At 74.8% G+C, this 25,067-nt stretch carries 25 protein-coding genes; 13 read left to right on the forward strand and 12 right to left on the reverse strand.

The annotated features are described in order from the left end of the window. The first annotated feature begins 74 nt into the window (after positions 1–74). Positions 75–2,087: an N-acetylmuramoyl-L-alanine amidase gene (locus tag ACF061_RS22225; RefSeq protein WP_392268661.1), complete on the forward strand. Its 2,013-nt coding sequence runs from the start codon at positions 75–77 to the stop codon at positions 2,085–2,087. Between the two features lie 67 nt (positions 2,088–2,154). Here ACF061_RS22225 and ACF061_RS22230 read toward each other — a convergent pair whose 3' ends face one another. The 4 genes from ACF061_RS22230 to ACF061_RS22245 form a co-directional block, all read right to left on the reverse strand. Then, positions 2,155–2,652 carry a hypothetical protein gene (locus ACF061_RS22230; RefSeq protein ID WP_392268662.1) on the reverse strand — a complete coding sequence of 166 codons (498 nt, stop codon included), beginning with the start codon at positions 2,650–2,652 and terminating at the stop codon, positions 2,155–2,157. 299 nt (positions 2,653–2,951) lie between these two features. Next, positions 2,952–3,857 (reverse strand): universal stress protein, encoded by a 906-nt coding sequence (locus ACF061_RS22235; protein ID WP_392268663.1) that lies wholly within the window; start codon positions 3,855–3,857, stop codon positions 2,952–2,954. 129 nt (positions 3,858–3,986) lie between these two features. Continuing rightward, on the reverse strand, positions 3,987–4,229 hold the full coding sequence (locus tag ACF061_RS22240; RefSeq protein WP_392268664.1) for a DUF397 domain-containing protein: 243 nt from the start codon (positions 4,227–4,229) through the stop codon (positions 3,987–3,989). 319 nt (positions 4,230–4,548) lie between these two features. Then, entirely contained in the window at positions 4,549–6,048 is a 1,500-nt protein-coding gene (locus ACF061_RS22245; RefSeq protein ID WP_392268665.1) for an acyl-CoA synthetase, read from the reverse strand. 210 nt (positions 6,049–6,258) lie between these two features. On the opposite strand from ACF061_RS22245, the gene ACF061_RS22250 reads away from it, so the two are divergent. Then, on the forward strand, positions 6,259–8,073 hold the full coding sequence (locus tag ACF061_RS22250; RefSeq protein ID WP_392268666.1) for a serine hydrolase: 1,815 nt from the start codon (positions 6,259–6,261) through the stop codon (positions 8,071–8,073). A gap of 306 nt (positions 8,074–8,379) precedes the next feature. Here ACF061_RS22250 and ACF061_RS22255 read toward each other — a convergent pair whose 3' ends face one another. The 4 genes from ACF061_RS22255 to ACF061_RS22270 all read right to left on the reverse strand — a co-directional run bounded on the left by ACF061_RS22255 (position 8,380) and on the right by ACF061_RS22270 (position 11,990). Continuing rightward, positions 8,380–8,571 (reverse strand): DUF2795 domain-containing protein, encoded by a 192-nt coding sequence (locus ACF061_RS22255; protein WP_392268667.1) that lies wholly within the window; start codon positions 8,569–8,571, stop codon positions 8,380–8,382. Between the two features lie 99 nt (positions 8,572–8,670). Further along, on the reverse strand, positions 8,671–10,260 hold the full coding sequence (locus ACF061_RS22260; protein WP_392268668.1) for a phytoene desaturase family protein: 1,590 nt from the start codon (positions 10,258–10,260) through the stop codon (positions 8,671–8,673). Positions 10,261–10,676: 416 nt separating this feature from the next. Continuing rightward, entirely contained in the window at positions 10,677–11,534 is an 858-nt protein-coding gene (locus ACF061_RS22265) for an oxygenase MpaB family protein (protein ID WP_392268669.1), read from the reverse strand. Positions 11,535–11,597: 63 nt separating this feature from the next. Further along, positions 11,598–11,990, reverse strand: a complete 393-nt coding sequence (locus tag ACF061_RS22270) for a ferredoxin (protein WP_392268670.1) — start codon at positions 11,988–11,990, stop codon at positions 11,598–11,600. Positions 11,991–12,114: 124 nt separating this feature from the next. On the opposite strand from ACF061_RS22270, the gene ACF061_RS22275 reads away from it, so the two are divergent. The 9 genes from ACF061_RS22275 (at position 12,115) to ACF061_RS22315 (ending at position 18,370) form a co-directional block, all read left to right on the forward strand. Next, positions 12,115–12,519: a ChaB family protein gene (locus tag ACF061_RS22275; RefSeq protein WP_392268671.1), complete on the forward strand. Its 405-nt coding sequence runs from the start codon at positions 12,115–12,117 to the stop codon at positions 12,517–12,519. Between the two features lie 81 nt (positions 12,520–12,600). After that, positions 12,601–12,969 (forward strand): DUF6479 family protein, encoded by a 369-nt coding sequence (locus tag ACF061_RS22280; protein ID WP_392268672.1) that lies wholly within the window; start codon positions 12,601–12,603, stop codon positions 12,967–12,969. Positions 12,970–13,022: 53 nt separating this feature from the next. After that, a complete protein-coding gene (locus ACF061_RS22285; RefSeq protein ID WP_392268673.1) occupies positions 13,023–13,376 on the forward strand; it encodes a hypothetical protein in 354 nt (117 codons plus the stop codon). Between the two features lie 320 nt (positions 13,377–13,696). Further along, positions 13,697–14,560, forward strand: coding sequence for a ribonuclease BN (locus ACF061_RS22290; RefSeq protein WP_392268674.1), 864 nt, complete (start codon positions 13,697–13,699; stop codon positions 14,558–14,560). A gap of 204 nt (positions 14,561–14,764) precedes the next feature. Next, entirely contained in the window at positions 14,765–15,256 is a 492-nt protein-coding gene (locus tag ACF061_RS22295; RefSeq protein WP_392268675.1) for a DUF1360 domain-containing protein, read from the forward strand. A gap of 3 nt (positions 15,257–15,259) precedes the next feature. After that, positions 15,260–15,718: an AAA family ATPase gene (locus ACF061_RS22300; protein WP_392268676.1), complete on the forward strand. Its 459-nt coding sequence runs from the start codon at positions 15,260–15,262 to the stop codon at positions 15,716–15,718. A gap of 592 nt (positions 15,719–16,310) precedes the next feature. Next, positions 16,311–17,303: a dihydroxyacetone kinase subunit DhaK gene (dhaK, locus tag ACF061_RS22305; RefSeq protein ID WP_392268677.1), complete on the forward strand. Its 993-nt coding sequence runs from the start codon at positions 16,311–16,313 to the stop codon at positions 17,301–17,303. A 46-nt stretch (positions 17,304–17,349) separates the two neighbouring features. Continuing rightward, entirely contained in the window at positions 17,350–17,958 is a 609-nt protein-coding gene (gene dhaL / locus ACF061_RS22310) for a dihydroxyacetone kinase subunit DhaL (RefSeq protein ID WP_392268678.1), read from the forward strand. Between the two features lies 1 nt (position 17,959). Further along, complete coding sequence (locus ACF061_RS22315) at positions 17,960–18,370, forward strand: PTS-dependent dihydroxyacetone kinase phosphotransferase subunit DhaM (RefSeq protein ID WP_392268679.1); 411 nt, start codon at positions 17,960–17,962, stop codon at positions 18,368–18,370. Between the two features lie 434 nt (positions 18,371–18,804). On the opposite strand, the gene ACF061_RS22320 is transcribed toward ACF061_RS22315, so the two are convergent. Further along, positions 18,805–19,521, reverse strand: coding sequence for a glycoside hydrolase family 75 protein (locus tag ACF061_RS22320; RefSeq protein ID WP_392268680.1), 717 nt, complete (start codon positions 19,519–19,521; stop codon positions 18,805–18,807). 395 nt (positions 19,522–19,916) lie between these two features. On the opposite strand from ACF061_RS22320, the gene ACF061_RS22325 reads away from it, so the two are divergent. Next, a complete protein-coding gene (locus ACF061_RS22325) occupies positions 19,917–20,924 on the forward strand; it encodes a fibronectin type III domain-containing protein (RefSeq protein WP_392268681.1) in 1,008 nt (335 codons plus the stop codon). A 205-nt stretch (positions 20,925–21,129) separates the two neighbouring features. Next, positions 21,130–21,663, forward strand: coding sequence for a hypothetical protein (locus ACF061_RS22330; RefSeq protein ID WP_392268682.1), 534 nt, complete (start codon positions 21,130–21,132; stop codon positions 21,661–21,663). A 243-nt stretch (positions 21,664–21,906) separates the two neighbouring features. Here ACF061_RS22330 and ACF061_RS22335 read toward each other — a convergent pair whose 3' ends face one another. From ACF061_RS22335 to ACF061_RS22345, 3 genes are all read right to left on the reverse strand, one after another. Next, positions 21,907–22,458 carry a PadR family transcriptional regulator gene (locus ACF061_RS22335; RefSeq protein ID WP_392268683.1) on the reverse strand — a complete coding sequence of 184 codons (552 nt, stop codon included), beginning with the start codon at positions 22,456–22,458 and terminating at the stop codon, positions 21,907–21,909. A 40-nt stretch (positions 22,459–22,498) separates the two neighbouring features. Then, on the reverse strand, positions 22,499–24,514 hold the full coding sequence (locus ACF061_RS22340; protein WP_392268684.1) for an FAD-dependent oxidoreductase: 2,016 nt from the start codon (positions 24,512–24,514) through the stop codon (positions 22,499–22,501). 173 nt (positions 24,515–24,687) lie between these two features. Continuing rightward, positions 24,688–25,059, reverse strand: a complete 372-nt coding sequence (locus tag ACF061_RS22345; protein WP_392268685.1) for a hypothetical protein — start codon at positions 25,057–25,059, stop codon at positions 24,688–24,690. Positions 25,060–25,067 lie beyond the last annotated feature (8 nt).

Below are 25,067 nucleotides of genomic sequence, written 5' to 3' on the forward strand. Positions count from 1 at the left end.
GTCGGTCAGCCGGTACCACTGGTCCACGCCGGCCCCGCACGCCCCGCCACGCCCGAGCGCCCCAGGAGGCTGCATTGCGAGGATCCGCCACCGACCCCAGACCCACGCCGGGCCACCCGCGCCCGCTGCGAAGCGACGGCCGCGTGCGCAGGACGGCCGCGGCGGCCGTCGCCTCCGCCGCGCTGCTGTTCCCGCTGCTGGGCGCGGCCCCCTCCGCGGGCGCGGCCCCGTCCGGCGTGGACGACACCGGCCGGCTCCAGCGTGCCTTCACCTCCGCGGCCGCCGAGTACCACGTGCCGCTCAGCGTCCTGCTGGGCGTCTCGTACCTGCAGTCCCGGTGGGACGGGCACGGCGGCGCGCCGAGTGTGACAGGCGGCTACGGCCCGATGCACCTCACCGACGCCCACACCGCGCTGTCCCGTGCCCCGCACCACAGCGAGGGCTCCGAGGACTCGCGCGGCGACACCGCCCGCCCCGCCCTGCGCCCCGCGACGGGCGCGCCGGCCGAGGCGGAGCTGCCCGGCCGGCTGAAGACCCTGACCGAGGCCGCCGGGCTGACCGGCCTCCCCGCCGAACGGCTGCGCACCGACGACTCCGCGAACATCGCGGGCGGCGCGGCCCTGCTGGCCGCCGCGCAGAAGAGGCTCGGCGAGCCGCTGAGCGCGGACCCTGCCGACTGGTACGGGGCCGTGGCCCGGTTCTCCGGCGCGGACGACACCGCGACGGCGGCGGCGTACGCGAACGACGTGTTCGACGTGATCCGCTCCGGCGAGCGGCGCACCACCGACTCCGGGCAGCGGATGGTCCTGGCCGCCCGGCCGCACCTCGTCCCGGACACCGCGCAGTTGGCGCGGACGGGCCTTCGGCAGGTCTCCGCGGCCGGCACGCAGTGCCCCGCGTCGGTGTCCTGCGAGTGGATCCCGGCGCCGTACCAGGAGTTCGGGACCGACGACTACGGCAACCACGACCTGGGCGACCGGCCGAAGTCGCAGAGCATCCGGTACATCGTCATCCATGACACCGAGGGCCGCTGGGACGGCGTGATCAATCTGGTGCAGGACCCGACGTACGTGTCGTGGAACTACACGCTGCGCTCCACCGACGGGCACATCGCCCAGCATGTGAAGGCCGAGGACGTGGCCTGGCACGCGGGCAACTGGTACGTCAACGCGAAGTCGGTCGGTCTGGAGCACGAGGGCTTCCTCGCCTCGCCGGACGCCTGGTACACGGAGGCGATGTACCGTGCGTCGGCCCGGCTGGTGAAGTACCTCGCCGGGAAGTACGGCATCCCGCTGGACCGGCAGCACATCCTCGGCCACGACACCGTGCCGGGTCCGACCACCGGCACGATCCCCGGCATGCACACCGACCCGGGCCCCTACTGGGACTGGCGGCACTACTTCGAGCTGCTGGGCCGTCCCTTCGAGCCGACCGCCGGCCGCGACGGCGGCCTGGTGACGATCCGCCCGGACTACACCGCCAACCGGCCCGACTACACCGGCTGCGACACGGGCGGGCAGCCCTGCGCCTCGCACGGCTCCAGCGAGGTGCGGCTGTACTCGCGGCCCGACTCCTCCGCGCCGCTGATCAAGGACATCGGCGCGCGTCCGGACGGCGGCGACTCGACGATCGACGTGAACGACGTGGCCTCTCGGGTGGAGACCGGACAGCAGTACGCGGTCGCCGGCCGGGAGGGCGACTGGACGGCGATCTGGTACCTGGGCCAGAAGGCATGGTTCCGCAACCCGGCGAAGCAGGCCACGGCGGTGGACGCGGCCGGGCTGGTGGTGACGCCGAAGGCCGGTGCGGACAGCGTGCCGGTGTACGGGCGGGCGTACCCGGAGAAGGAGGCCTATCCGGCGGGTGTGCCGGTGCAGTCGGTGTCGCCGCTGCCGTACAAGCTGCTCGCCGGCCAGCGCTACGTGGTCGGCGACGCGGTGCCGGGCGAGTACTTCTACTCGGTGACCTTCACCGAGGACTCGCACCGGGTGGTGGTCGGCAAGGACCTGTACTACGAGATCCAGTTCGGCCACCGGGTGGCGTTCGTCCGGGCGGCGGACGTGCGGGTGCGGCCGTCGGGGCTGTAACGCGCCGGGTCCGCGGCGGTCCGAAGGGCCGGCCCCCGAGGGGGCCGGCCCTTCGGGGCGTGGTCGGTCAGCCCTGCTGGAACAGCTCGGCGGGCAGCGGCTTGAGGAGGGCGTACAGGTCGTCGGTGATCGGGCGGTCCCAGGCGGCGATGGTCACCAGGACGCCGTCGCTGCGGTCGAACTGCACACAGGAGATCCGGCTCTCGGACAGCTTCAGGCGGCGCACGATCAGGAGGTTGTCGCCCTGCAGGACCGGCATGTCCTCGGTGCCGACGACGGTGACCTCCTCGTCGTTCTCCAGGGCCACCAGCAACTGGGCCACCTCGAAGGGGGCCTCGCCCTCGGCGACGTCGCGGGCCGGGGAGCCCTCGGGCAGATTGCCGATGATCATCGCGGTGCCGCGGCCGCCGAAGAGGTCGTAGCGCAGGAACACGCCCTGGCAACTGCCGTCGGGCGCGGGCAGCAGCCCGGCGCCGAGGTTGCCGGGCCAGTCGCCCGGGTCCATGGCCAGTACGTCGAAGTCGGGCCCGGCGGGGGTGGCGCTGCGGCGACGGAGGAACGACATGCCGCCATGGTACGTGTCCCGGCCCGCCGCGCGACGTGCGGGCGGCCTCCGACCGGGGCACCCCCCGCGGGCGGGTCCGGGGCCCGTCCGCGGGGCACTCGGCGGGCCCGGGCCCGGCCCGCCGGTACGGGACCGGGCAGGGCCTGGGCGTCACCCGAGCGGGGCATCGGTGACGCCGCCGGAGCGGTGGCGGCGGACGGCCGGTGCGGGATTGGGGGCGGGTGTCCCCGCCGGCGAGTCCCGTGTGCCGCCGCCGGCAGGCGCCTTGGTTCCGGTGGGCCGGGCGGGGGGTGCGGCGCTCACTCCTCGGACGGCGACGGCGGCACCACCGCGATCGGGGCGGCCGCGTGCAGCAGCACGGCGTGGGTGACCGAGCCCAGCATGCGGGCCGGCGCCAGCAGGCGCCGGCGGTGGCGGCCGACGACCACCAGTTCGGCGTCCCGGGAGGCGGCGACCAGCAGGCCGGCCGCGTCGCCGGCCACCACCTCCGGCTCGGCCGGCAGATCGGGGTGCCGGGCGCGGTGCGGGGCGAGGAAGCCTTCCACCAGGGTCCGGATCTCGTGCTCCACCGCGCCCTGGTCGATCATGACCGTGGCGATCTCACCGGGCATCAGCCAGGTCCGGGCCGGCCACGGGTAGGCGGCGACCACCTGCACCCGGGCCCCGCGCAGGGCGGCCTCGGAGAAGGCGAAGGCGAGCACGGCGTCGTCGGGACTGTCGGCGTTCAGCCCGACGACCACCCGGGGCCCGGGCACGGGCGGCACCTCTCCGGGGACCGCGCGGCCGGGCCGGGGCACGACGACGACGGGGCAGTCGGCGTCGCGGGCCACGGCGAGGCCGTTGGAGCCGAGCAGCAGGCTCGCGAAGCCGCCGCGGCCCCGGGAGCCCAGCACCAGCAGTCGTGCGGCGGCGCCGAGTTCGGGCAGCAGGGCGCCCGGCAGTCCGTCCAGACCGGCGTACTCCACGGGGGTGCCGCCCGGGCCGCGTTCCGCCAGGTGGGCGCGTGCCAGGTCGAGCACCGGATCGTCGTCGCCCTGCGGCGGTCCGGCGACCAGGACGTCGGGCTGGAACCAGGCGGCGTACTGGCGCACATGGACCGCACGCAGTGGTGCCGCGCGGCGCCGTGCGGCGTCCAAGGCCCAGTCGAGGGCGCGCAGGCTGTCCTCGGAGCCGTCGACCGCGGCGACGACCGGTGGGGTGCTCATGGCTTCTCACCTCCGGTGGCGACCTTCCCGCAGCCGGGGCCGCCCCGGTCCGGGCGTCGGCCCCGGTGGGGGCCTTCCATGGTCGCGTGTCCGCGAAAGCCCGTTGAACACCCGCGGGCCCGTGTCCGCTCAGGTGAGGTCGAATTCCCCCTCCCGGGCGCCCGACACGAACGCGCCCCACTCCGCGGGGGTGAAGATCAGGGAGGGACTCTCCGGGCGGCGGCTGTTGCGCATCGCGATGAATCCCTCGACAAAGGCGATCTGGACATCCCCCAGGCCACGGCTGCTGGACTGCCACTCGGCGCTGCTGAGGTCCAGCTCCGGCTTGTCCCATCCCGCGAGCGGGTGCTGCTGGACAGTGCTCTCGGCCACGTCCGTGCTCCTCCCGATTCCGTCGTCCGCGGGCCAGCCTAGCGATCGTGCCCGGCCGCCGACAGGCCACCTGAGGGGGACCTTTCGGGAGCCGGGCGGCTCGGCCCGCCGGCGGCGTCCGCCGGGCTCCGCCGGCGCCGGACGATCGCGGTGGCCGGCCCGGTGGCCTCCGCTTCCCTCCGCCCGGCGGTCCCGTTCGGAGGTAGGCGCCGATCGTGCCGTACCCACGCCGGCCACGGCCCGGCGGGGGCAGGCCCGAGCACCGGCCGGGCCGCCCCGTACAACCGGCCGGTGGCGCCCGCGCGCCCAGGCGGTGTCCTCAGTTCCCGCCGAAGCGGTCCCGCAGTTCCCGCTTGAGGATCTTGCCGCTGGCGTTGCGCGGCAGCTCCGGCACGAAGACGACCTTCTTCGGCGCCTTGAAGCGGGCGAGCGTGTCGCGGGCGTGGGCGATCAGCTCAGCCTCGGTGACCTCGCCGCGGGGGACGACGAACGCCGTGACGGCCTCGATCCACCGCTCGTCCGGGAGGCCCACCACCGCCGCCTCGGCGACCCCGGGGTGGGTGTACAGCGCGTCCTCGACCTGGCGGGAGGCGACCAGCACGCCCCCGGAGTTGATGACGTCCTTCACCCGGTCGACGATCGTGTGGTAGCCGTCCGCGTCCCGCACGGCGAGGTCACCGGAGCGGAACCAGCCGTCGCGGAAGGCCTCGGCCGTCTCCTCGGGCTTGTCCCAGTAGCCGTCGCACAGCTGCGGGGAGCGGTAGACGATCTCACCGGGTGTGCCGTCGGGGACGTCCTCGCCGTCCTCGTCGACCACGCGGGCCTCCACGAAGAGCACGGGCCGACCGCAGGAGTCCATCCGGCCCTCGTGCTCGTCGGGGCCGAGCACCATGGCCAGGGGGCCGATCTCGCTCTGGCCGAAGCAGTTGTGGAAGGCCAGTCCCGGCAGGCGGGCGCGCAGTCGTTCCAGGACGGGCACCGGCATGATCGAGGCGCCGTAGTACGCCTTGCGCAGCCCGTCGAGGTTCCTGGTGGCGAGGTCCGGGCGGCCCGCCAGCTGGATCCAGACGGTGGGCGGGGCGAACAGGCTGTCCGCGCGTCCGGCCTCGACGAGGTCCAGGATCCGGTCGCCGTCGGGGGCGTCGAGGACGATGTTCGTCGCGCCGACGGCGAGGTACGGCAGCAGGAACACGTGCATCTGCGCCGAGTGGTAGAGCGGCAGCGAGTGGACGGGCCGGTCCCCCGCCTCCAGGCCGAGGGCGGTGATGGCGCTCAGGTACTCGTGGACCAGCGCCCGGTGGGTCATCATCGCGCCCTTGGGCAGGGCGGTGGTGCCCGAGGTGTAGAGCAGCTGCGCCAGGTCCTCGGCCCCCGGCTGCGGGCCGTCGTACGGCGCGGCCGCCGGCAGGCGGGCGAGCAGCGAGTCGGCGGCGTCGCGCAGCGGCAGCGTCCGGACGCCGTCGGGCAGTCGCCCGGCGAGGTCCGGATCGGCGAGGACGAGGGCGCTGCCGGACTGCCCGACGAGATAGGCCAGGTCCGCGCCGGTGAGGTTCTGGTTGACCGGCACATGCACCAGGCCGGCCCGGGCGCAGGCGAGGAAGGCGATCAGATAGGCGTCGGAGTTGTGGCCGTAGGCGGCGACCCGGTCACCGGGGGCGAGTTGCCGACCGATCAGGACGCTCGCCGCACGGGAGACGGCGTCGTCGAGTTCGGCGTACGTCCAGGAGCGCTCGCCGTACTCGACGGCGATCCGCGCCGGGGTGCGCCGGGCGCTGCGCCGCAGGACTCCGTCGACCGTGCTCCCGTGTCCAGGCGTCATGGCAGAAGATCTTCGGTCCGTGGCGGCGGGAGGTCAAGCGTTCGGGGACCGCCCGTGCCCGAACCCGTCAGCGGGGCGGCGGCCGACGGCCGGTCGGTTCCGGCCGGGAGCGCACGCCCCGTTGACACCGGCCCCCGCTGACACGAAAGTTTCACCCCGCACGGCAAGTCCCGAAAGATACTTTCAGACGGTACGACGGGAGGCCTCACGATGAGCGACGGCGCGGCAGGCGGAAGCGGACGCGGACTCACCCGCCGTCGACTGGGCGGGCTCACCCTGCTCCTGGGCGGCGCCCTGGGTCTCGCCGCCCTCCCGGCGGGACCGGCCGTCGCGGCGGAGACGGAGGCGTCGGCGGGGCGGCCGCGGCGCCCGGCGGGCCGCACCACCCTGCGCCACGGTTCACCCGAGCACGCCGGTCTGCTCCCCGCCCGTCTGCGGCAACTCGTCACGGACGCCGAGGCGTTCCTCGGCCCCTCCCCACGCCGCCCCTGGTACGCGGGCGCCGTGCTGCTCGCCGGGCGCGGCGGCACCGTGGCGCTGCACGAGCCGATCGGCATGGCGGTGCGCTACGCGTCGTACGACGAGAAGACCGACACCGGTGTGGAGTTCCCGCCCGACCGGCAGCTCCCGATGACCCGGGACACCGTCTTCGACCTGGCCTCCGTCTCCAAGCTGTTCACCTCGATCCTGGCCGTCCAGCAGATCGAACGGGGGAAGCTGGAGCTGGAGGGGAAGGTGTCGGCGTACCTCCCGGACTTCGCCCGGGCCGGCAAACAGGATGTGACGGTGCGTCAGCTGTTGACGCACACTTCGGGGTTCAGGGCCTGGATCCCGCTGTACGACGCGCCGACGTACGAGCAAAAGCTGGAGCTGATCTGGAACGAGGCGCCGCTCAACCCGCCCGGCACGGCGTATCTGTACTCGGACCTGAACATGATCTCCCTGCAACTGGTCCTGGAGAGGATCACCGGCCGTTCGCTGGACGTGCTGCTGGCCGAGGAGATCACCGGCCCGCTCGGCCTGGAGCGCACCCGGTACAACCCGCCCGCCTCCTGGAAGCCGTCGATCGCGGCGACCGAGGACGCCCGCAGACCCCGGTCGGGGCTCGACCGGGGGCTGGTCTGGGGCGAGGTGCACGACGAGAACGCCTACGGTCTCGGCGGGGTGGCGGGGCACGCGGGGGTGTTCTCCCGCGCCTGGGACCTCGCGGTGCTGGGCCGTACGCTGCTCAACGGCGGCGCCTACGGGCGCACGCGGATCCTGTCGCCGGAGTCGGTGGAGCTGATGTTCACCGACTTCAACACGGCCTTTCCCGGCGACGAGCACGGCCTCGGCTTCGAGCTCTACCAGCACTGGTACATGGGCGCCATGGCCACGCCGCGCACGGCCGGGCACACCGGTTTCACCGGCACCTCGCTGGTCCTGGACCCGACGACCGACTCGTTCCTGGTGGTCCTCGGCAACTCCGTCCACCCGGTGCGCACCTGGCGCTCCGGCTCCGCTCCGCGGGTGGCCGCCGGCGACAACCTGGCGCGGGCGGTGGCGGTCCGCCCGGAGCGGGGCCGCAGCGCCTGGTTCGCCGGGATGACGAGCGCCACCACGGCCACCCTCGCCCTGCCCGCACTGGACACCTCGGCCGGCGACGCGCGGCTGCGGTGCGGCCTGTGGTGGGACACCGAGCCGCGCTCGGACGTGCTCGTCCTGGAGTCCACGGCCGACGGGGGCGCCACCTGGCAGCCGGTCCCGTTCACCACGGTACGGGCGGGCGAGCAGCCGCGGCCGCACCCGGCGGGGAGCGTCACCGGTTTCTCGGGCCGCGTCTGGCACCGGCTCACCGCCGTCCTCCCGGCGGCCCGGCGGCTGACACTGCGCTGGCGCTGCACCACGGACCGCCTGTACGTCGGCCGCGGGGTCTATGTGGAGGCGCAGCGCGTCGAGGCGGCCGGCCACGTCCTGTTCGACGGGGCCCGCCCGGCGGACGCGGCCCGCGTGACGGCGACGGGCTGGACGGCGTCGGCCGACTAGCCGGTGCCGCGGGCGGCAGGCGGCGTTCGCCCGTCGAGGAGCGGCGTCCGGTGCGTGCTCCGGGGTCTCGCTCCGAGCGCTCGGGAGGGTGCCGGCCGGGAACCCTCGTGCTGGTCGTACTCGGTCATCCGGCCGGCAGCGGCGAGTGGGGGTCCTCCGGGCAGGCGTGCCGGGCGTCGCGACGGGGCGCACGACGCCTGTCGCGGCACCGGGCCCGGCGTTCGGACCGGAGATCGAACCGGGCAAGCCTGCCGTTCCGGTACGGAGGGCAGGCTTGCGCAGGGATTCGCGGACGGGAGCGGCCCGTCACTCGTTGAAGATGGCCTTCTGCACCTCGTTCGGTCCGTCGAAGTGGTCCTGCTTCAGGCCGTCGAGCCTGCTGACGATCTTCGTGTCGGCCTTGTTCTGGCGGGCACGCTCCACCAGGTGCTGCTTGTCGGTGGGGTAGTCCATGCCGCTGAGGGCCTTCTGGAGGTCGATCGGGTTGAGGTCGGCCATGGGAGCCTCCCGTGGGGGGTGCTACGGCCGCCGCGGGGCGGCCGGGTCGTACTGCGGTTTCCTTCGCCCTGTCGGAGTGCCCAGCGTCGGCGGAGGCATTCAGCCGCCCTGCCCCGCCCACCCCCGTCCTTCCAGTACCGCCATGGCCGCGTTGTGCCCCGGCACCCCGCTGACCCCGCCGCCGCGCACCGCGCCCGCGCCGCACAGCAGGACGTTGGCGTGCCGGGTCTCCACACCCCAGCGGCCCGTACCCTCCTGGGCGTACGGCCAGCTCAGCGCCCGGTGGAAGATGTTGCCGCCGGGCAGGCCGAGGTCCCGCTCCAGGTCCAGCGGGGTCCTGGCCTCGATGCAGGGCCGGCCGTCGGCGTCGGTCGCCAGGCAGTCGGCGAGCGGCTCGGCGAGATGGGCGTCGAGCTGGGCGAGCGTGGACCTCAGCAGTTCCTCGCGCAGCGCGTCGTTGTCCCGGACGAACAGCCGGGCGGGGGTGTGCAGGCCGAACAGGGTGAGCGTCTGGTGGCCCCGGTCCGCCAGATCGGGACCGAGGATCGTGGGATCGGTCAGGGAGTGGCAGTAGATCTCGGAGGGCGGTGCGGCGGGCGGCTCGCCGGCGGCGGCCTGCGCGTGGGCGGCGGCCAACTGCTCGTAGCCCTCGGCGACGTGGAAGGTGCCGGCGAATGCCTCGCGCGGGTCCACCGCGCCGTCGCGGAGCCTGGGCAGCCGGGTGAGCAGCATGTTCACCTTCAGCTGGGCGCCCTCGGCGGGCTCCGGCGGTGCCCCTGCGGTCAGCGCGGCCAGGGCCTGCGGGGAGGCGTTCACCAGGACGTGCCGGGCTCCGACCGTGCCCTCCTCGCCGCCGCGGGTCCGGTAGGTGACCTCGGCGCGGCGGCCGTCGGACGCCACCCGTACCGCCTCGTGGCCGGTGACCAGGTGGGCGCCGGCCGCGCGCGCCGTGTCCGCGAGCGCGTCGGTCAGGGCGCCCATGCCACCCACCGGCACGTCCCAGGCGCCGGTACCGCCGCCGATCACGTGGTAGAGGAAGCAGCGGTTCTGCGCCAGGGAGACGTCATGGGCGCCGGCGAAGGTGCCGATGAGGGCGTCGGTGAGGACCACGCCGCGCACCAGGTCGTCGGCGAAGCGGTCCTCGACGGCCACGCCGATCGGCTCCTCGAACAGGGTCCGCCAGGCGTCCTCGTCGTCGATCCGGCGGCGCAGCTCCTCGCGGGTGGGCAGGGGCTCGGTGAGGGTGGGGAAGACCCTCCGGGCGACGCGGCCCGTCATGCCGTAGAAGCGCTGCCAGGACTGCCATTCGCGGTCGGAGCCGGTGAGCCGGGCGAAGGCCGCCCGGGTCCGCTCAGGCCCCCCGCCGACGAGCAGCCCGGTGGCCCGCCCGTCCCGCTGGACGGGCGTGTACGAGGAGATGGTGCGGGTGCGCAGCCGGAAGTCGAGGCCGAGGTCCTGGACGATCTTCCGGGGCAGCAGGCTGACCAGATAGGAGTAGCGGGACAGCCGGGCGTCCACTCCGGCGAACGGGCGGGTGGAGACGGCCGCGCCGCCGGTGTGGTCCAGCCGTTCCAGCACCAGCACCGACCGGCCGGCCCGGGCCAGGTAGGCGGCGGCGACCAGCCCGTTGTGCCCGCCGCCCACGATCACCGCGTCGTACTCGCCGGCCTGTACCGCGTGTGCGCTCATGGCTCTTCGTAGCACGGGGTGATCGACGGCGGCCAGGGTGCGGGCCTGGCCGGTGGCCGTCCGCCGCCCGTCCGGCTCGGGCCGTGACCGGGAGGAGCGTCCGTGCACCGGGACACGCGGCCGGGCGGAGCCGGCGGGCACCCGTTGTCCCAGGCGTTGGAAGGCCGTGTGGGTCGCCCTGGCGACCGGTTTCATGAGCCTGCTCGACGTGACGGTCGTGGCCGTACGCCCCGCCCTTCGCGGGCCGGGTCCCGCCGGCCGTCGCCGCACCCTCCGTCGCCAAGTCGCCTCACGCCCCGCCGCCAGTCGCCGTACGCCCCGCCCTGGCGGGCCGGGGCCCGGCGCTCGGGGGCCGCCCGGCGGTGAGCCCGTGGCCGGTCCGGTGCGCGGGGCGGGCCCTCGCGCGGTGTCGCGTGCTATCGAGCGGCTTTGTACGGTGCGGGACGCGCCTGGGGGCCGAGCCTGGCCATCGCCCGCAGGATGTGTTTGGGCGGGAGCTGCCAGCGCAGACGCGCCGGAACCATGCGCAGCAGGGTGCCGGTGGCCCTCAGCCGGCGGGTGACGACGGCGGGTGCGGGAGCCGGTCTGCCGTACAGCTCGTGGGCGTACGGGGGCAGGGAGGCGTACGCCAGTTGCGCCACCCGCCGCCACAGCACCTCGCGCGCCGGGACGAGCAGCGGGTGCGCCGGCGGACGGAGCAGGAAGTCGTCCACCTCGCGCGCGTCGGCTCCGGCGGCGAGTTCGGGGCGCACCGCCTCGAAGCAGGCGGCCAGCTCGGAGCGGCTCGCGGGCACGGCGGCGGGGTCGAGGCCGACCAGGCGGGCGCTCTCGCGCTGTTCGGCGACATATCGGTCGGCCTGGGCGTCGGTCAGCGGGAAGCCGGAGCGGCGCAGCACGTGCAGATAGGAGTCGATCTCCGCGCAGTGCACCCACAGCAGCAGTTCGGGCGCGTCGATCCCGTACCGTTCCCCCGTACGCGGGTCGGTGGCCGACAGCGCGCGGTGGATCCCGCGCACGCGCGCGCCCGCCCGCTCGGCGGCCTGTGTCGTGCCGTACGTCGTCGTCCCGACGAAGCCGGCGGTGCGCATCAGCCGCCCCCAGGCGTCGCGCCGGAAGTCGGAGTTCTCCATCACCCCGCGCACCGCGCGCGGGTGCAGGGCCTGTAGGTACAGCGCCCGGACACCGGCGATCCACATCATGGGGTCGCCGTGCATCTGCCAGGTCACCGAGTCGGGCCCGAAGAGCCCGGGATCACCCGTGCGTATGGTCTCCATCCCGGCAGGCTAGCGCCGTGCCCGCGGCAGCCCCAGGCCGGTGCGGGAGCCGGTCCGCCGGTGTCAGTCCAGGGTCGCGATGAACTCGCCGCATGCCTTGGCGCAGGTCCGGCAGGCGTCCGCGGTCTGCTCGGCGCCCGGGTGCCGGTCGAAGACGTGCGCGGCCTCCAGACAGACGCCGCGGCACCACTCCAGCTGGGCGCGGATGCCGGCCTCGTCCTGGCTGTTCTGCTCGGACAGCACCCGGCAGGTCGCGTCGCAGACCTCCGCGCACATGATCCCCTTGCGTCGCAGCAGTTCCTGCTCCTCGCCGCCGCCCGGATCCACCAGGCTGGCGCGCAGCGCGCAGGCCCGCGCGCACTCCGTACACGCCTGCGCACAGGCGAAACGGTCCTCCAGGAACTGTATGAGCTCCTGTTGCGAAGTCGTCGTTGGTGTCGTAGATGTCGAAGTCACATCGGTCGGGTAGCCGGTGCCACACCCACCAAACCCGGTGCTCCCAAGGGTTCCGGCCGTTTTCCGCCGTCCGCGCGGGGCACTCGGGCGGCCCATGGGAGGACGTACCACGGGAGGTGGATCCGTGCCCGGACGACAGGAGCTGCCGTCGACGCTGGAGCGCTCCTGCGAGGACGCCCAGCACACCTGGATCAAGGCCCACGACTCGGCCGTCGAGACCTACGGCGAGGGCGAGCGGGCGCACCGGGTGGCGTACGGCGCGTTGAAGCACATGTACGAGAAGGTCGGCGACCACTGGGAACGCAAGGAGGGCGGCCGCAAGGGCCCCTCCGACCCGCGGTCGGCGCGGCCCCGCGGGCAGGGCGGACGAAGCGGCGAGGGCGTCGACGAGAACGCGTCCAAGGAACACCTGTACGACACGGCGAAGCGGCTCGGCATCGAGGGGCGTTCGCGCATGTCCAAGGGTGAACTGCTGGACGCGATCCGCAAGGCCAACCGTTCGAGGACCCGGCAGGCGCGGTCCGAGTGAACCGCGGGCGGCCGTCACCGCGCGGGCGGACGCCGGCCGAGTGAGCCGGTTCGCGGCGGAGACCAGGGGTACCCGCGTTCCATGAGCAACGCATCGCTGGACATCGCCGCGGCCCACGGGGCCGCGATCGGCATCTGGCCGTTCGTCATCGGCCTGATCCTGGTGGCACTGCTGATCGGCGCCTTCTGGCTGGGCATGCGCGTCCGCCGGCGCGAGAGCGCGCCGCCTCGTCCGGAGGACCAGCCCCGGCTGCCGGACTCGGGTCCGGTCGGCGAGGTCCTGGAGAACCGCGAGCCCGACGAGGTGCCCCGCAGCAGCGACCGGCTGACGCCGCACCGGCTGAACGCGCACGGCAACCTGGGATCCCGCACGAGCGCCGGGCAGGCGCGCCCCCGCTGGAACGAGGGCGGCAGCGGCTCGTTCGGCAGCGGCGGGCCCGGCGGACACTGACCGGCACCCTCCCGCCCGCGGGTGGGGCCGGCGTACGGAGGGAAGTGAGATCCATGGCCGACGACCCCGGCCGCAGCACCCTGCCCCTGCCCGACTACGACCACCTGCCGCTCGGCGCCCTGGAGAGCAGGGTGCGCTCGCTGACCGCGGCGGAGGTCGAGGAACTGCTCGCCTACGAGCGCACCCACGCCGACCGGCTGCCGGTGGCACAGGTGCTGACCGCCCGTCTGGACCAGTTGCAGGCGGGCGGGCGGCCCACCCAGGGCGACCCGACGGCGATCCGCCCCGAGCAGGGCGAGGGACACGCGGGCTCCCCGGTGACCCCCGCGACCTCGCCGCAGCCGTCCAGCCCACCGCCGCACGGCACCCCCGACCAGCGGGGCAAGCCGAAGGGCGACCGAACATAGAGCTCCGTCACACCCGGTTTTCGGCACCGGCGCACGGCACCCGTGCGCCGGTGCCGTCGCGTCGGCCGAGGTGGCCCGCCGCGTCGGGGCCCGTCACGGGCCCCGGGCCCGTCCGTCGCGCCGGCGCCCGACCCGGCCGCTGCCCGGCCCTGCCGTCCACCGACATGGGCCGTGGGCGCCCGCGGAGATCGCCGCCGGGCCGCCGGGCGCGCGGCCTGTCGTGCTGCGCCGGACCGGCGGGCTCGCGATGATGGTGTCGTGACGGCCGGAGCGCGCCCGCGCGTCCGCTGCCCCGGGTCCGGGAAGGAGGCGCCGTCGCCATGTCACGCCCGACGACGCGCCCTTCGTGGCCGGTCGAGCTGTACCACCGTGGCAGGCGGCTCGAACTGATGCACAGGGGCCTGGGGTTCTCCACCCTCGCCCTGGTCACCCTGGCTCCGCTGCTGATCGTCGTGGCGGCGGCGGACCCCCTCAACCACGGCGGGTTCGCGCTGTGGCTGGTGGACGGTATGGACCTGTCCGGCAGATCCGCCGAGGTGCTCTCCGAGGTCTTCAACCCGCCCCGCAAGGTGGTCGGCGCCACCAGCGTCCTGGGCGGGGTGCTGCTCGCGGTCTTCGGGCTCTCCTTCGCCGCCAGCGTGCAGAACGGCTACGAGCGGGTGTGGCGGCTGCCGGCCGGACCGTGGCACCGGATCTGGCGGCAGGCCGTCTGGCTGTGCGTGCTGACGGTGTACCTGTACGTCCAGGTGCAGACCCGCGCCGTGCTCGCCGGCAACTACCGCATGGTGATGAGCGTCGTGATCGGCGTGCTGTTCTTCTGGTGGGGCCCGCACTTCCTCCTCGGTGGTCAGGTGCGCCCCCGGCTGTTGCTGCCCGGCGCCGTCGCCACCATGGCCGGCCTGGTGGGCCTGCGGGCCTTCTCGTACCTGGTCCTCACCCCGCTCCTCGTCACCAACGCGGTCGGCTACGGCTCCATCGGCACCATCCTGGTGGTGGAGTCCTGGCTGGTCGGCGCGGGCTTCGTCGTGCACGGCGGCGCGCTGGTCGGGCACCTCTTCTGCGACCGGGCCGGCCACCTGCTGGAACACCGGGAACCGGTGTACGAGGCGCCCGCCGGCCGGCCCGCGCAGGAGGCCGGCGACACGCGACCGGAGGAGCCCTTCGGCGGGCGCCCGGGCGAGTAGCCCGCCGGCCGGTCGTCCACCTGTGCCCGCCGTCGTGCCCGCGGCGCGGGCGCCGGCCGAACCCGTGCGGCCCCGGTGCCAGGCGGTCGTACGCGCGGCGCGGGCACCGGCCGGGGCGTGTGGCCCGGGGCCGGACGGGGCACTCGGGGCCGGCACGACGACAGGCCCGCGCGTTCGGGCCGGCATTACGCGAGGGAGGCTTCCATGGCGGCCGGAGAACGGTCCTACGACGACCGGGACGAGGTGCCCCTGGCCGGGTACGCGGCACTGGCCGCGACCTTCGCCGCGGGCGCGGCGCTGTTCGCCACGACGGCCCGGCGGTGTGGAGTACGGCTGCCGGACCGGGTTCCGCCGTGGGACGTGGCCCTGCTGGGCGCGGCGACGTTCAAGGCGTCCCGGCTGCTGACCAAGGACAAGGTCACCAGCTTCCTGCGCGCCCCCTTCACCCGCCGCACCGAGGAGATCCCGGCGGGCGAGGTGATGGAGGAACCCCGGGGCGAGGGGATGCGGCGGGCCGTCGGCGACCTGGTGTCCTGCCCCTTCTGCAGTTCGGTGTGGGTGGCCGGCGCCCTGGTCGGCGGTTACGCCTGCGCGCCCAGGGCCGCCCGCCTGGTGAGCGCCGGGCTCGGCGCCGTGACCCTGGCGGACTGGCTGCAGTACGCCTGGAGCTTCACGGAGCAGCGGGCCGAGGGCTGAACCGTGCCCGAGCTGGCCGTTCTGGTCGGTTTGCAGGCGTCGGGCAAGTCCGCCTTCTGCGAGGCGCGCCTCGCCGGCCGCTTCGACCTGGTGGGCAAGGACCTCTTCCCGCGCGGCGCCCGCGGCAAGCAGGCCCGGCAGATGCGGCTCGTCCGGGAGGCACTGGCCGCGGGCCGTTCGGTGGCCGTCGACAACACCAATCCCTCCCCCGAGGAGTGGCGCCCCCTGGTGGCCGCCGGACGCGCCCACGGCGCCACCGTCGTCGCCTACTGGTTCCCGCCGGACCTGGCCGGCTCCCTGCGCCGCAACGCGGTGCGCACGGGCCGGGCCCGGGTTCCGGAGGTCGGCGTCCACGCGACACTCGGCCGGCTGCGCCGCCCGGCCACCACGGACGGCTTCGACGCCGTGTACGCCGTACGGTTCGACGGCCGAGGCGGGTTCGAGGTCGTACCCGTGACCTGACCGGCCACCGCGCCACGGCGTCGACGGCGTCGACGGCGCGCCCCACCGCCCGCCGGCGTCCGGCCGGGCCCCGGCGGCCCCACGGTCCGGCCGCCGCACCGGACCGCCTCCGACGGGCGGTGCCGCCGTGGAGTGCTGGTCCCCCTCGCGCTCCGACCCCACCGACGGGACCCTGGCCCGCCCTGGCCTGGCCACGACGCGGTGCGGAAGCCTCGTCCGCGCGCGGCGGGAGACGCCCGTACCCGGCCGGCCGCCCGCACTCGTGACCGACCGTCCGCCCCCCGGCACCGGGGCGCTCGAGCCCGATCGCCCGGCTCGCGGGGATCCGCCCCCGGTGCGCCCGCGCGGTCGCCACACGTGACCTTCGCTGCCGCAAGGTCGATACTGCCGGTAGGAGCGCTCCGGTCGCGTCGCGTCCGGCCGCCCCACCTACCTGACGTCTCGTCAAGAAAGGCGGCACTCAGCCGGCGTCACCGCTCCCAGACCGCTTCCGCCCGCCGTGGACCGCCTACGTCGAACACCACCCTTACCCATTCCGACCAGCAGGAAAGCAGGTTGGAACCATGCCTGCTAGTCTCACCGGGAGGTACCCATGAGGATGCTCATCAACGTTGCCGAGACCGTCGTCGCGGACGCCCTGCGCGGTATGGCCGCCGCCCATCCCGAACTGATGATCGACGTGGAGAACCGGGTGGTCGTGCGGCGGGACGCTCCCGTGGCGGGGAGGGTCGCCCTGGTCTCCGGCGGCGGCTCCGGTCACGAGCCGCTGCACGGCGGCTTCGTGGGACCCGGGATGCTGTCGGCGGCGTGCCCGGGCGAGGTGTTCACCTCGCCGGTGCCCGACCAGATGGTGCGGGCCGCGGCGGCCGTGGACAGCGGGGCGGGCGTGCTGTTCGTCGTGAAGAACTACACCGGTGACGTGCTCAACTTCGACATGGCCGCCGAACTCGCCGAGGACGAGGGCATCCAGGTCGCCAAGGTGCTGGTCAACGATGACGTCGCGGTGACCGACAGTCTGTACACGGCCGGGCGGCGCGGCACCGGCGCCACCCTGTTCGTGGAGAAGATCGCGGGTGCGGCGGCCGACGAGGGGCAGCCGCTGGAGCGCGTGGAGGCGATCGCCCGGCAGGTCAACGAGAACTCCCGCAGTTTCGGCGTCGCGCTGAGCCCCTGCACCACCCCGGCCAAGGGCAGCCCCACCTTCGACCTGCCGGCCGGCGAACTGGAGCTGGGCATCGGCATCCACGGCGAGCCGGGCCGCGAGCGGCGGCCGATGATGACGTCGGGTGAGATCGCCGACTTCGCGGTCAACGCGATCCTGGAGGACCTCAACCCGCGCAACCCGGTGCTGCTCCTGGTGAACGGCATGGGCGCGACCCCGCTCCTGGAGCTGTACGGCTTCAACGCCGAGGTGCACCGGGTGCTGGCCGAGCGCGGGGTGGCCGTCGCCCGCACGCTGGTCGGCGACTACGTCACCTCCCTCGACATGGCGGGCGCCTCGGTCACGCTGTGCCAGATCGACGAGGAGCTGCTGCGGCTGTGGGACGCGCCGGTGAACACACCGGGACTGCGTTGGGGCGTGTGAACCGGCGGCAGGTCCTGAACCGTACCTATCACGCAAGGGAGATCCAGTGCTCGACGCCGATTTCTTCCGCCGTTGGATGACGGCGACCGCCGTGTCCGTCGACCGCGAGGCGGAACGGCTCACCGCCCTCGACTCGCCGATCGGGGACGCCGACCACGGCAGCAACCTGCAGCGCGGGTTCACGGCCGTGCGCGCCGTGCTGGAGAAGGAGGCGCCGGACACGCCCGGCGGTGTCCTGATCCTCGCCGGGCGGCAGCTGATCTCGACGGTCGGCGGGGCGTCCGGACCGCTGTACGGGACGCTGCTGCGCCGCACCGGCAAGGCGCTGGGCGACGCCGCCGAGGTGAGTGAGGCGCAGCTCGCCGAGGCGTTGCGGACGGGCGTGGACGGCGTGATGGCGCTGGGCGGCGCGGCGCCGGGCGACAAGACCATGGTCGACGCGCTGGCGCCCGCCGTGGCCGCGCTCGGCGACGGCTTCCCGGCTGCGCGCGCCGCGGCCGAGGAGGGGGCCGAGGCGACGATCCCGATGCAGGCCCGCAAGGGCAGGGCGAGCTATCTGGGCGAGCGCAGCATCGGGCACCAGGACCCGGGCGCCACCTCGTCGGCGCTGCTGATCGCGGCCCTCGCCCGGACGGCCGAAGGGGCGGAGGCCTGACATGAGCGACGGCAAGCTGGTGGGGATCGTTCTGGTGTCGCACAGCGCCGCGGTGGCCGCGTCGGTGGCCGAACTGGCGAAGGGCCTGGCGGGCGCGCCGGTGGCGGTGCCGGTGGCGCCGGCGGGCGGCCGGGCGGACGGCGGACTGGGCACCAGCGCCGAACTGGTCTCCGCCGCGGCCGCGTCGGTGGACCAGGGCGCCGGGGTCGCCGTCCTCATGGACCTCGGCAGCGCGGTGCTCACCGTGAAGGCGCTGCTCGCCGAGGGCGACGAACTGCCGGAGGGCACCCGCCTGGTGGACGCCCCGTTCGTCGAGGGGGCGGTCGCCGCGGTCGTCACGGCGGCCACCGGAGCCGACCTCGACGCGGTGGCGGCGGCGGCCTCGGACGCCTACAGCTACCGGAAGGCCTGAGCCGTACGGGGGCCGAGCGGGGGCCGCTGTGGCGAAGGGCGCGAGGGGGGCGGGGGAGGCCGCGGCGAGAGGCGCGGGCCGGACGGACCGGGGCTCCACGGCGAAGGCGAACCCGGCGGGTGCGAGAGGTGAGCCGGACGGGACACGACACGAGGTCCGGACCACGCGGGAACCGCGAGGGCGTGGCCGCCGGAAGGTGCGACCCGGCCGGGCCCCCGCGTCCGGTGTGCCGCCGCGTGCGCCCGCCGGCCGGGGTGCGCCGTGCGCTGCCGTACGCCATGCCCGGTCGCAACGCCATGCCCGGTCGCAACGCCGTGCCGCCGGGCGGGCCCGCGCACGCCCGCGGGCCCGGGGTGGGATCTCGCGTCCGGCATCGCCGTGACCGCCACCGGCGACGAGGCGACCTGGGGAAGCACGACGACGACCTCGCGTCCTCAGCCGGCCGGCGCCGCCGCGGCGGCCACGAGTCGCCGTGCCAGCCGCTCCCCCTCGGCCACGGCGGCCCGGTGGTCCTCGATGGGGCTGACCCGGGAGTGCTCGAAGACGATGTAGGTCACGCCCGTGCGCGCGCCGCCGCAGCGCGGGTCGGCGGGGATGCCCAGGCGCCGGGCGGTGGCGTAGGAGGCCTCGCCGATGATGGTCCGGGGGCCGGTGTCGCCGACGACCGCGTACTGCACCCGGCCCCGGTAGACGACGGCCGCGACCGATCCGCCGCGCACTCCGTGCACGCGGTGGTCCCAGACGCGGCTCGGGGCGGGGAGCACGATGTAGGGCAGGTGCTCGGCGTTCAGCCGGCGGCCGTCGGACTGCGCGTAGGCCGCCGAGGGCCAGAAGTGCGGGTCGGTGCGGCGGTTGCAGCGGCGGGTGGGCCGTCCGTCGCAGTCGATGTCCATGTCGGCCTTCCAGAAGACGGCGCCCGGCAGCCCGCAGACCGGGATGGTGGCGGGGGCCCCGGCGTCCGGGCGGTACCGGCCGCGGGAGACCCGCGTGCAGCCACGTACCAGAGCCAGCAGATCGGCGGCGCGGACGTCGCCCTCACTCCGCGCCGCCGGTTCCTCGCGGGGACGGTACGGCACGGGGGGTTCGGGCAGGGTCGTCGGAGCGAGCAGAGCGGCGCTCGCCGCGACGAGTGTCAGCGACTGGACACGCACGGTACGGAAGCCTCTCCTCGGGGACAGTGACGGACATTCATCCGATAAGGCGTGGATGTGATCGTGTGGCCCACGTTAGGGGACCGGACTGCGCATGGCCCGCAACACGTGCGGGGCGGCCGGGGGCCGCGGGCCGCACCGGCCGGGCCCCCGGCCGCCCACGCCGGCGCGGCATCAGCGACGACAGCGGTCCGCGCCTCGACGCGAACTTCCGTTTTCTGAACGCAAGTTCGGCCGGGATGTGCTTCAGCATACGTAACTCTCCCCGGTGGTCACCAATGGCCGGCCCGCACCGCCCTCTTGATGCGCTCCCGCCCAGACGGCATATTGGTCCGGACCAATGTTCGAGCGGTGTCCGGGCCGTCCGCACCGCAGTTGACGGGGAGGCAGGCCTCGTGCGACGCGTTCGAGTGCCCGTTCACCGCCGGGCCGGTGTTCCCGGGCGTGTCGTCGCGGTGTGCGGCGCGCTGCTCCTGCTCGCCGGCTGCGGGCAGGGGACCACGGACGACGGCGAGAGCGGACTGCCCGGGGCGCCGACCGGCGTCACGGCGGCGGCCGGCAGCGCGACCAGTGTGCACGTCATGTGGAACGCCGTGTCCTCGGGACCGGGCGTGCGCGGGTACGAGGTGTACCGCGGCGCCGAGAAGGTGAAGGACGTGCCGGCGTCGGAACACATGGCGGACATCACCCGGCTCAGCCCCGCGACCGCCTACGTCTTCACCGTGCGGGCCCGGGACACCGAGGGCCGGCTCGGACCGCGCAGCCGGGAGGCGCGGGCGACGACGCCCACCGCCGTGGCGGCGGACCGCTCGGCCCCGACCCGCCCGCTCGACCCGCGCGGCCGGACGGTCGGCAGCCAGGCCGTCCAGCTCTCGTGGTCCCCCGCCAGGGACGACCGGCGCGTGGTCTCCTACGACGTCTACCAGGGCGCCGCGAAGATCCACAGCGTGGGCGGGAACCAGACGGCGACCGTGGTCACCGGGCTGCGGCCGGGCACCCGGTACTCCTTCACCGTCCGGGCCCGCGACGCGGCCGACAACCTCTCCCCCGCGAGCGCGCCGGTCCGGCTCACCACGGCACCCGGCTCCGACGACGGCCGCGGCACCGCGCCCACCTCCTTCCACGCCGCGACCCACCGCACGGACGGGGCGTACTACCTCGACCTCGACTGGGTCGCGCCGCGCACGGACGGCGTGGTGACGGAGTACCGGATCCAGCTCGACGGGCAGTCGGCCACCTCCCTCGTCTGGGGCGCCGACGCTCCGCGCGGGAAGGCGTCGTACAGCTTCTACCTGGGCCGGGAGGCCGGTGTCCGCCACCGCGTGCGCCTGCGGGCCCGGCTGCCGGACGGCACCTGGGGCGGCTACTCGGCCGAGCGCACGGTGATCACGGGGCAGCCGTAGGCCCGGGGCCGCCGTGAGCCTGGGAGACCGGCGCGGCCGCCCCTCGGTGGGCCCGCCCGGCCGGCGAGGATCACCCGAGCGGGCGCGCTGCGGGTGCGGCCGGCGGCCGGGGCGTGTTGGCTGCCCCTGAGGCAGCACGGGCGATCCCCTCTCTCCGGCGGGACACGGGATGGTCCGCCGACCGTGCCGCCGGAGGAGGAGTCCCATGCCCCACCCCCAGCCCCTCCTCCGCCCCGGCCCGGTCACGGCGGCCGCCGCCCTCGCGCTCGGGCTCGCCGCAGGACCGGCCGCCGCGGGACCGGGCGTCTCCGTGCGCGCCGACGGAACCACGGTGTCGGTGACCACGGGCGCGTGCACCCCGGTCGACGGAGTCTGGGGCACGGCCTCGCTGCTGGGCGACGGCCAGACCGCCTTCGCCCAGGGCCGCCGGGCGGCGCTGGCGGGGACGGCCGTCAGCCAGTCGGCCGCCTGGCCAAACGTGCGGCCGGGCACCTACACCGTGATCGTCGTGTGCGCCGACAACATCACCGCGGGCACCCAGTCCGTCGTCGTCCCCGCCCCTTCCGCCTCGGCGCCCTCCGCCGCCGGCGGGCCGCTCCGCGGTGTGCTGGGCGGTCTGGGCCGGGGCATCGGTGACTACGGGCGCGTCACGCTGGCCGCGGGCGGGGCACTGGTCGGAACGGCCATGATCGCCACCGGCTGGGCACTGCGCCGCCGCCCGAAGCCGTACCGGCTCTGACGGACGGCTCTGACGGACGGCTCTGACGGACGGCTCTGACGGACGGCTCCTGCCGCCGGAACCCGCCGAGGACTCCGACCGCGGGACCCTCCCCACGGGACCGCTGCCCATGAGCGCGGTCGACGGCTCCGGTCGGTGGACGTGGCCGACGGCTCCGGCGCCGGGGCTCCCGGCGGCGGAGCCCGACGGCCGGCCCCGGCCGCGGGCGCCCCGCGTACGGGCCGGCCGTCCGGCCGTCCCTCCTCAGGAGGGATCCTCGCCGCGCAGTTCGGAGAACTCCCCGAGTGCGTGCCTGAGCCACTGGGTCCAGAAGGTCTCCAGGTCGATGCCGGCCCGCAGCACCAGGTGGCGGAGCCGGTCCTGGGAGCTGTCCCGGCCGGGCGGGAAGTCGCGGCTCTCGATCTCCAGGTACTCCGCCAACTGGCGCTCGTGCAGCTCCAGGTGACGTCCGAGGTCGTGCGCCAGACCGTCGGTGCCGACCACCGCCGCGGCGCGCAGCCGCAGCAGCAGGGCGTCCCGGTGCGGCTTCGGCTCCTGGGACGCCGCCGTCCAGCGGGCCAGCTCCGCGCGGCCCGCGGGCAGGACCTCGTAGCTCTTCTTCTGCCCACGGGCCGGCTGCTCGGCCGGCAGGGCGCGGATCAGGCCGTCCGCCTCCAGCCTGCCCAGCTCCCGGTAGATCTGCTGGTGCGTCGCCGACCAGAAGTAACCGATCGACTTGTCGAAGCGGCGCGTCAGCTCCAGCCCCGAGGACGGCTTCTCGAGCAGGGCGGTCAGGATCGCGTGCGGGAGTGACATGCGGTCATCCTAAGGAAGGCCGCCGCGTCCATCACGGCCGCTACAGTGCCGCCGCCAGCTCCGTCCCCTGCTTGACGGCGCGCTTGGCGTCCAGCTCGGCGGCCTCGTCCGCGCCGCCGATCAGATGGGCGCCGCGCCCCGCGGCGACCAGTTCCTCGTACAGGTCGCGGCGCGGCTCCTGCCCGGTGCACAGCACGACGGTGTCCACCTCCAGGACGGTGCTCGCGCCGTCCACGGTGATGTGCAGACCGGAGTCGTCGATGCGGTCGTACCGCACGCCCGGGACCATGGTGACGCCACGGTGCCGGAGTTCGGTGCGGTGGATCCAGCCGGTGGTCCTGCCGAGTCCCGCGCCCACCTTGCCGGTCTTGCGCTGCAGCAGGTGCACGGTGCGCGGCGGTGCGGGCCGCTCGGGCGCGGCGAGCCCGCCGGGCGTGCGGTAGTCCGGGTCGACGCCCCACGCGCGGAAGAACGCCGCCGGGTCCTCGCTCGCCTTGTCGCCGCCGTCCGTCAGGTACTCGGCGACGTCGAAGCCGATGCCGCCCGCGCCCAGGATCGCCACCCGGTCGCCGACGGGCGCGCCGTCGCGGAGCACGTCCAGGTAGCCGAGGACGCGCGGATGGTCGATGCCGGGGATCTCTGGGGTGCGCGGGGTGACACCCGTGGCGACGACGACCTCGTCGTAGCCGTCGAGATCGTCGGCGCCCGCCCACGTGTTCAGCCGTACGTCCACGCCGTGCGCGTCGAGCTGGTGCCGGAAGTAGCGCAGCGTCTCGTCGAACTCCTGCTTGCCGGGCACCTTGCGGGCGACGTTGAGCTGGCCTCCGATCTCGCCCGCGGCCTCGAACAGCGTCACCCGGTGACCGCGTTCGGCCGCCGACACCGCACAGGCCAGGCCGGCCGGGCCGGCTCCGACGACGGCGACGCTCCTGCGCCGCCGGGTCGGTGAGAGCACCAGCTCCGTCTCGTGGCAGGCGCGCGGGTTGACCAGGCAGGAGGTGATCCGTCCGGCGAAGGTGTGGTCCAGGCACGCCTGGTTGCAGCCGATGCAGGTGTTGATGGCCTCGGGGCGCCCGTCCGCGGCCTTGTTGACGAACTCGGGGTCGGCGAGCATCGGGCGGGCCATCGAGACCATGTCGGCGCAGCCGTCGGCGAGCAGCCGCTCGGCGAGTTCGGGGGTGTTGATGCGGTTGGTGGTGACGAGCGGGACGGAGACCGCGCCCATCAGCTTCTTCGTCACCCAGGTGTAGGCGCCGCGCGGCACGGAGGTGGCGATGGTGGGGATGCGGGCCTCGTGCCAGCCGATGCCGGTGTTGATGATGGTCGCCCCGGCGGCCTCGACGGCCTGGGCGAGCCGGACGACCTCGTCCAGGGAGGAGCCGCCGGGCACCAGGTCCAGCATGGAGAGCCGGTAGACGACGATGAAGTTCCCGCCCACCGCCTCGCGCACCCGGCGGACGATCTCGACCGGGAAGCGCATGCGGTTCTCGTGGGAGCCGCCCCAGCGGTCGGTGCGGTGGTTGGTCGGCGCGGCGGTGAACTCGTTGATGAGATAGCCCTCGGAGCCCATGATCTCCACGCCGTCGTATCCGGCCCGCTGGGCGAGGCGGGCGGTGCGCACGTAGTCGCCGACGGTGCGCTCGACGTCGGCGTCGGTGAGCTCGCGGGGCACGAAGGGGGTGATGGGCGCCTTCAGGGGACTGGGGGCGACGAGGTCGCGGTGGTAGGCGTAGCGGCCGAAGTGCAGGATCTGCAGGGCGATCCTCCCGCCCTCGCGGTGCACGGCCGCGGTGACGGTGGCGTGCTGCGCCGCCTCGTCCTCGGTGGTCAGCTTGGCGCCGCCCTCGTAGGGCCGCCCCTCGTCGTTGGGGGCGATGCCGCCGGTGACGATGAGCCCCACTCCCCCGCGCGCCCGGGCGGCGTAGAACTCCGCCATCCGCTCGAAGCCGCGCTCGGCCTCTTCCAGGCCGATGTGCATGGAACCCATCAGGACGCGGTTGGGCAGGGTGGTGAAGCCCAGGTCGAGCGGGCTCAGCAGGTGCGGGTAACGGCTCATCGGGCCCTCCGTGCGGGGTGTCGTACCCGTAGTTGTAGAGGACGCCGAGTCGTTTATGCAACTAGTTGCATAACTGGCGCGCGCACGCCCGCGGCCACCGAGCGCGGGGCCCGGGACTCACCCGGGTGGCCGTACGGCCGCCGCTCGGCGCCGAGCGGCGGCCGTACGGCGGGTCAGCGGGTCTCCAGGCGCACGTGCAGTTCGCGCTCCTGGTCGCCGGAGGCCGTGCACAGGTCCTGGACGGTGAACAGCGAGTCCAGGGTCGTGCGGAACCGGTCGATCGCCCAGTAGCCGCCCTGTACGTCGGCCGTCACGGACGCCCCGAGCCGGGTGGAGCCGCAGTCGGCCCCGTGGGTGTCGGCCACGTCGAAGGTGCCGAGCCACACCGTCGGGCGTACCTCGTGGTAGTCGCGGGGCACGTCCTCCGCGCACCGGTCGGACGCGTAGCAGGCGCACAGGGCGTCGAACACGATCCGGGCGTCTTCCTTGCTGCATCCGCTCAGTTCCACCGAGACGGACTCCGGGTGCGCTCGTTCGCTGTCCATCGTGATCG

This window comes from Streptomyces sp. NPDC015220 (genome assembly GCF_043079345.1).
Classification (GTDB): Bacteria; Actinomycetota; Actinomycetes; order Streptomycetales; family Streptomycetaceae; genus Streptomyces.

Excerpts from the sequence above, each read along its gene's own strand:
- ACF061_RS22290 (WP_392268674.1), top strand. The coding sequence starts at position 13,697 with ATGTCACGCCCGACGACGCGCCCTTCGTGGCCGGTCGAGCTGTACCAC.
- ACF061_RS22335 (WP_392268683.1), bottom strand. The coding sequence starts at position 22,458 with ATGTCACTCCCGCACGCGATCCTGACCGCCCTGCTCGAGAAGCCGTCC.
- ACF061_RS22345 (WP_392268685.1), bottom strand. The coding sequence starts at position 25,059 with ATGGACAGCGAACGAGCGCACCCGGAGTCCGTCTCGGTGGAACTGAGC.
- ACF061_RS22230 (WP_392268662.1), bottom strand. The coding sequence starts at position 2,652 with ATGTCGTTCCTCCGTCGCCGCAGCGCCACCCCCGCCGGGCCCGACTTC.
- ACF061_RS22315 (WP_392268679.1), top strand. The coding sequence starts at position 17,960 with ATGAGCGACGGCAAGCTGGTGGGGATCGTTCTGGTGTCGCACAGCGCC.
- ACF061_RS22285 (WP_392268673.1), top strand. The coding sequence starts at position 13,023 with ATGGCCGACGACCCCGGCCGCAGCACCCTGCCCCTGCCCGACTACGAC.
- ACF061_RS22330 (WP_392268682.1), top strand. The coding sequence starts at position 21,130 with ATGCCCCACCCCCAGCCCCTCCTCCGCCCCGGCCCGGTCACGGCGGCC.
- ACF061_RS22255 (WP_392268667.1), bottom strand. The coding sequence starts at position 8,571 with ATGGCCGACCTCAACCCGATCGACCTCCAGAAGGCCCTCAGCGGCATG.
- ACF061_RS22265 (WP_392268669.1), bottom strand. The coding sequence starts at position 11,534 with ATGGAGACCATACGCACGGGTGATCCCGGGCTCTTCGGGCCCGACTCG.
- ACF061_RS22235 (WP_392268663.1), bottom strand. The coding sequence starts at position 3,857 with ATGAGCACCCCACCGGTCGTCGCCGCGGTCGACGGCTCCGAGGACAGC.
- ACF061_RS22340 (WP_392268684.1), bottom strand. The coding sequence starts at position 24,514 with ATGAGCCGTTACCCGCACCTGCTGAGCCCGCTCGACCTGGGCTTCACC.
- dhaK (WP_392268677.1), top strand. The coding sequence starts at position 16,311 with ATGAGGATGCTCATCAACGTTGCCGAGACCGTCGTCGCGGACGCCCTG.
- ACF061_RS22280 (WP_392268672.1), top strand. The coding sequence starts at position 12,601 with ATGAGCAACGCATCGCTGGACATCGCCGCGGCCCACGGGGCCGCGATC.
- ACF061_RS22245 (WP_392268665.1), bottom strand. The coding sequence starts at position 6,048 with ATGACGCCTGGACACGGGAGCACGGTCGACGGAGTCCTGCGGCGCAGC.
- ACF061_RS22250 (WP_392268666.1), top strand. The coding sequence starts at position 6,259 with ATGAGCGACGGCGCGGCAGGCGGAAGCGGACGCGGACTCACCCGCCGT.
- ACF061_RS22295 (WP_392268675.1), top strand. The coding sequence starts at position 14,765 with ATGGCGGCCGGAGAACGGTCCTACGACGACCGGGACGAGGTGCCCCTG.
- ACF061_RS22260 (WP_392268668.1), bottom strand. The coding sequence starts at position 10,260 with ATGAGCGCACACGCGGTACAGGCCGGCGAGTACGACGCGGTGATCGTG.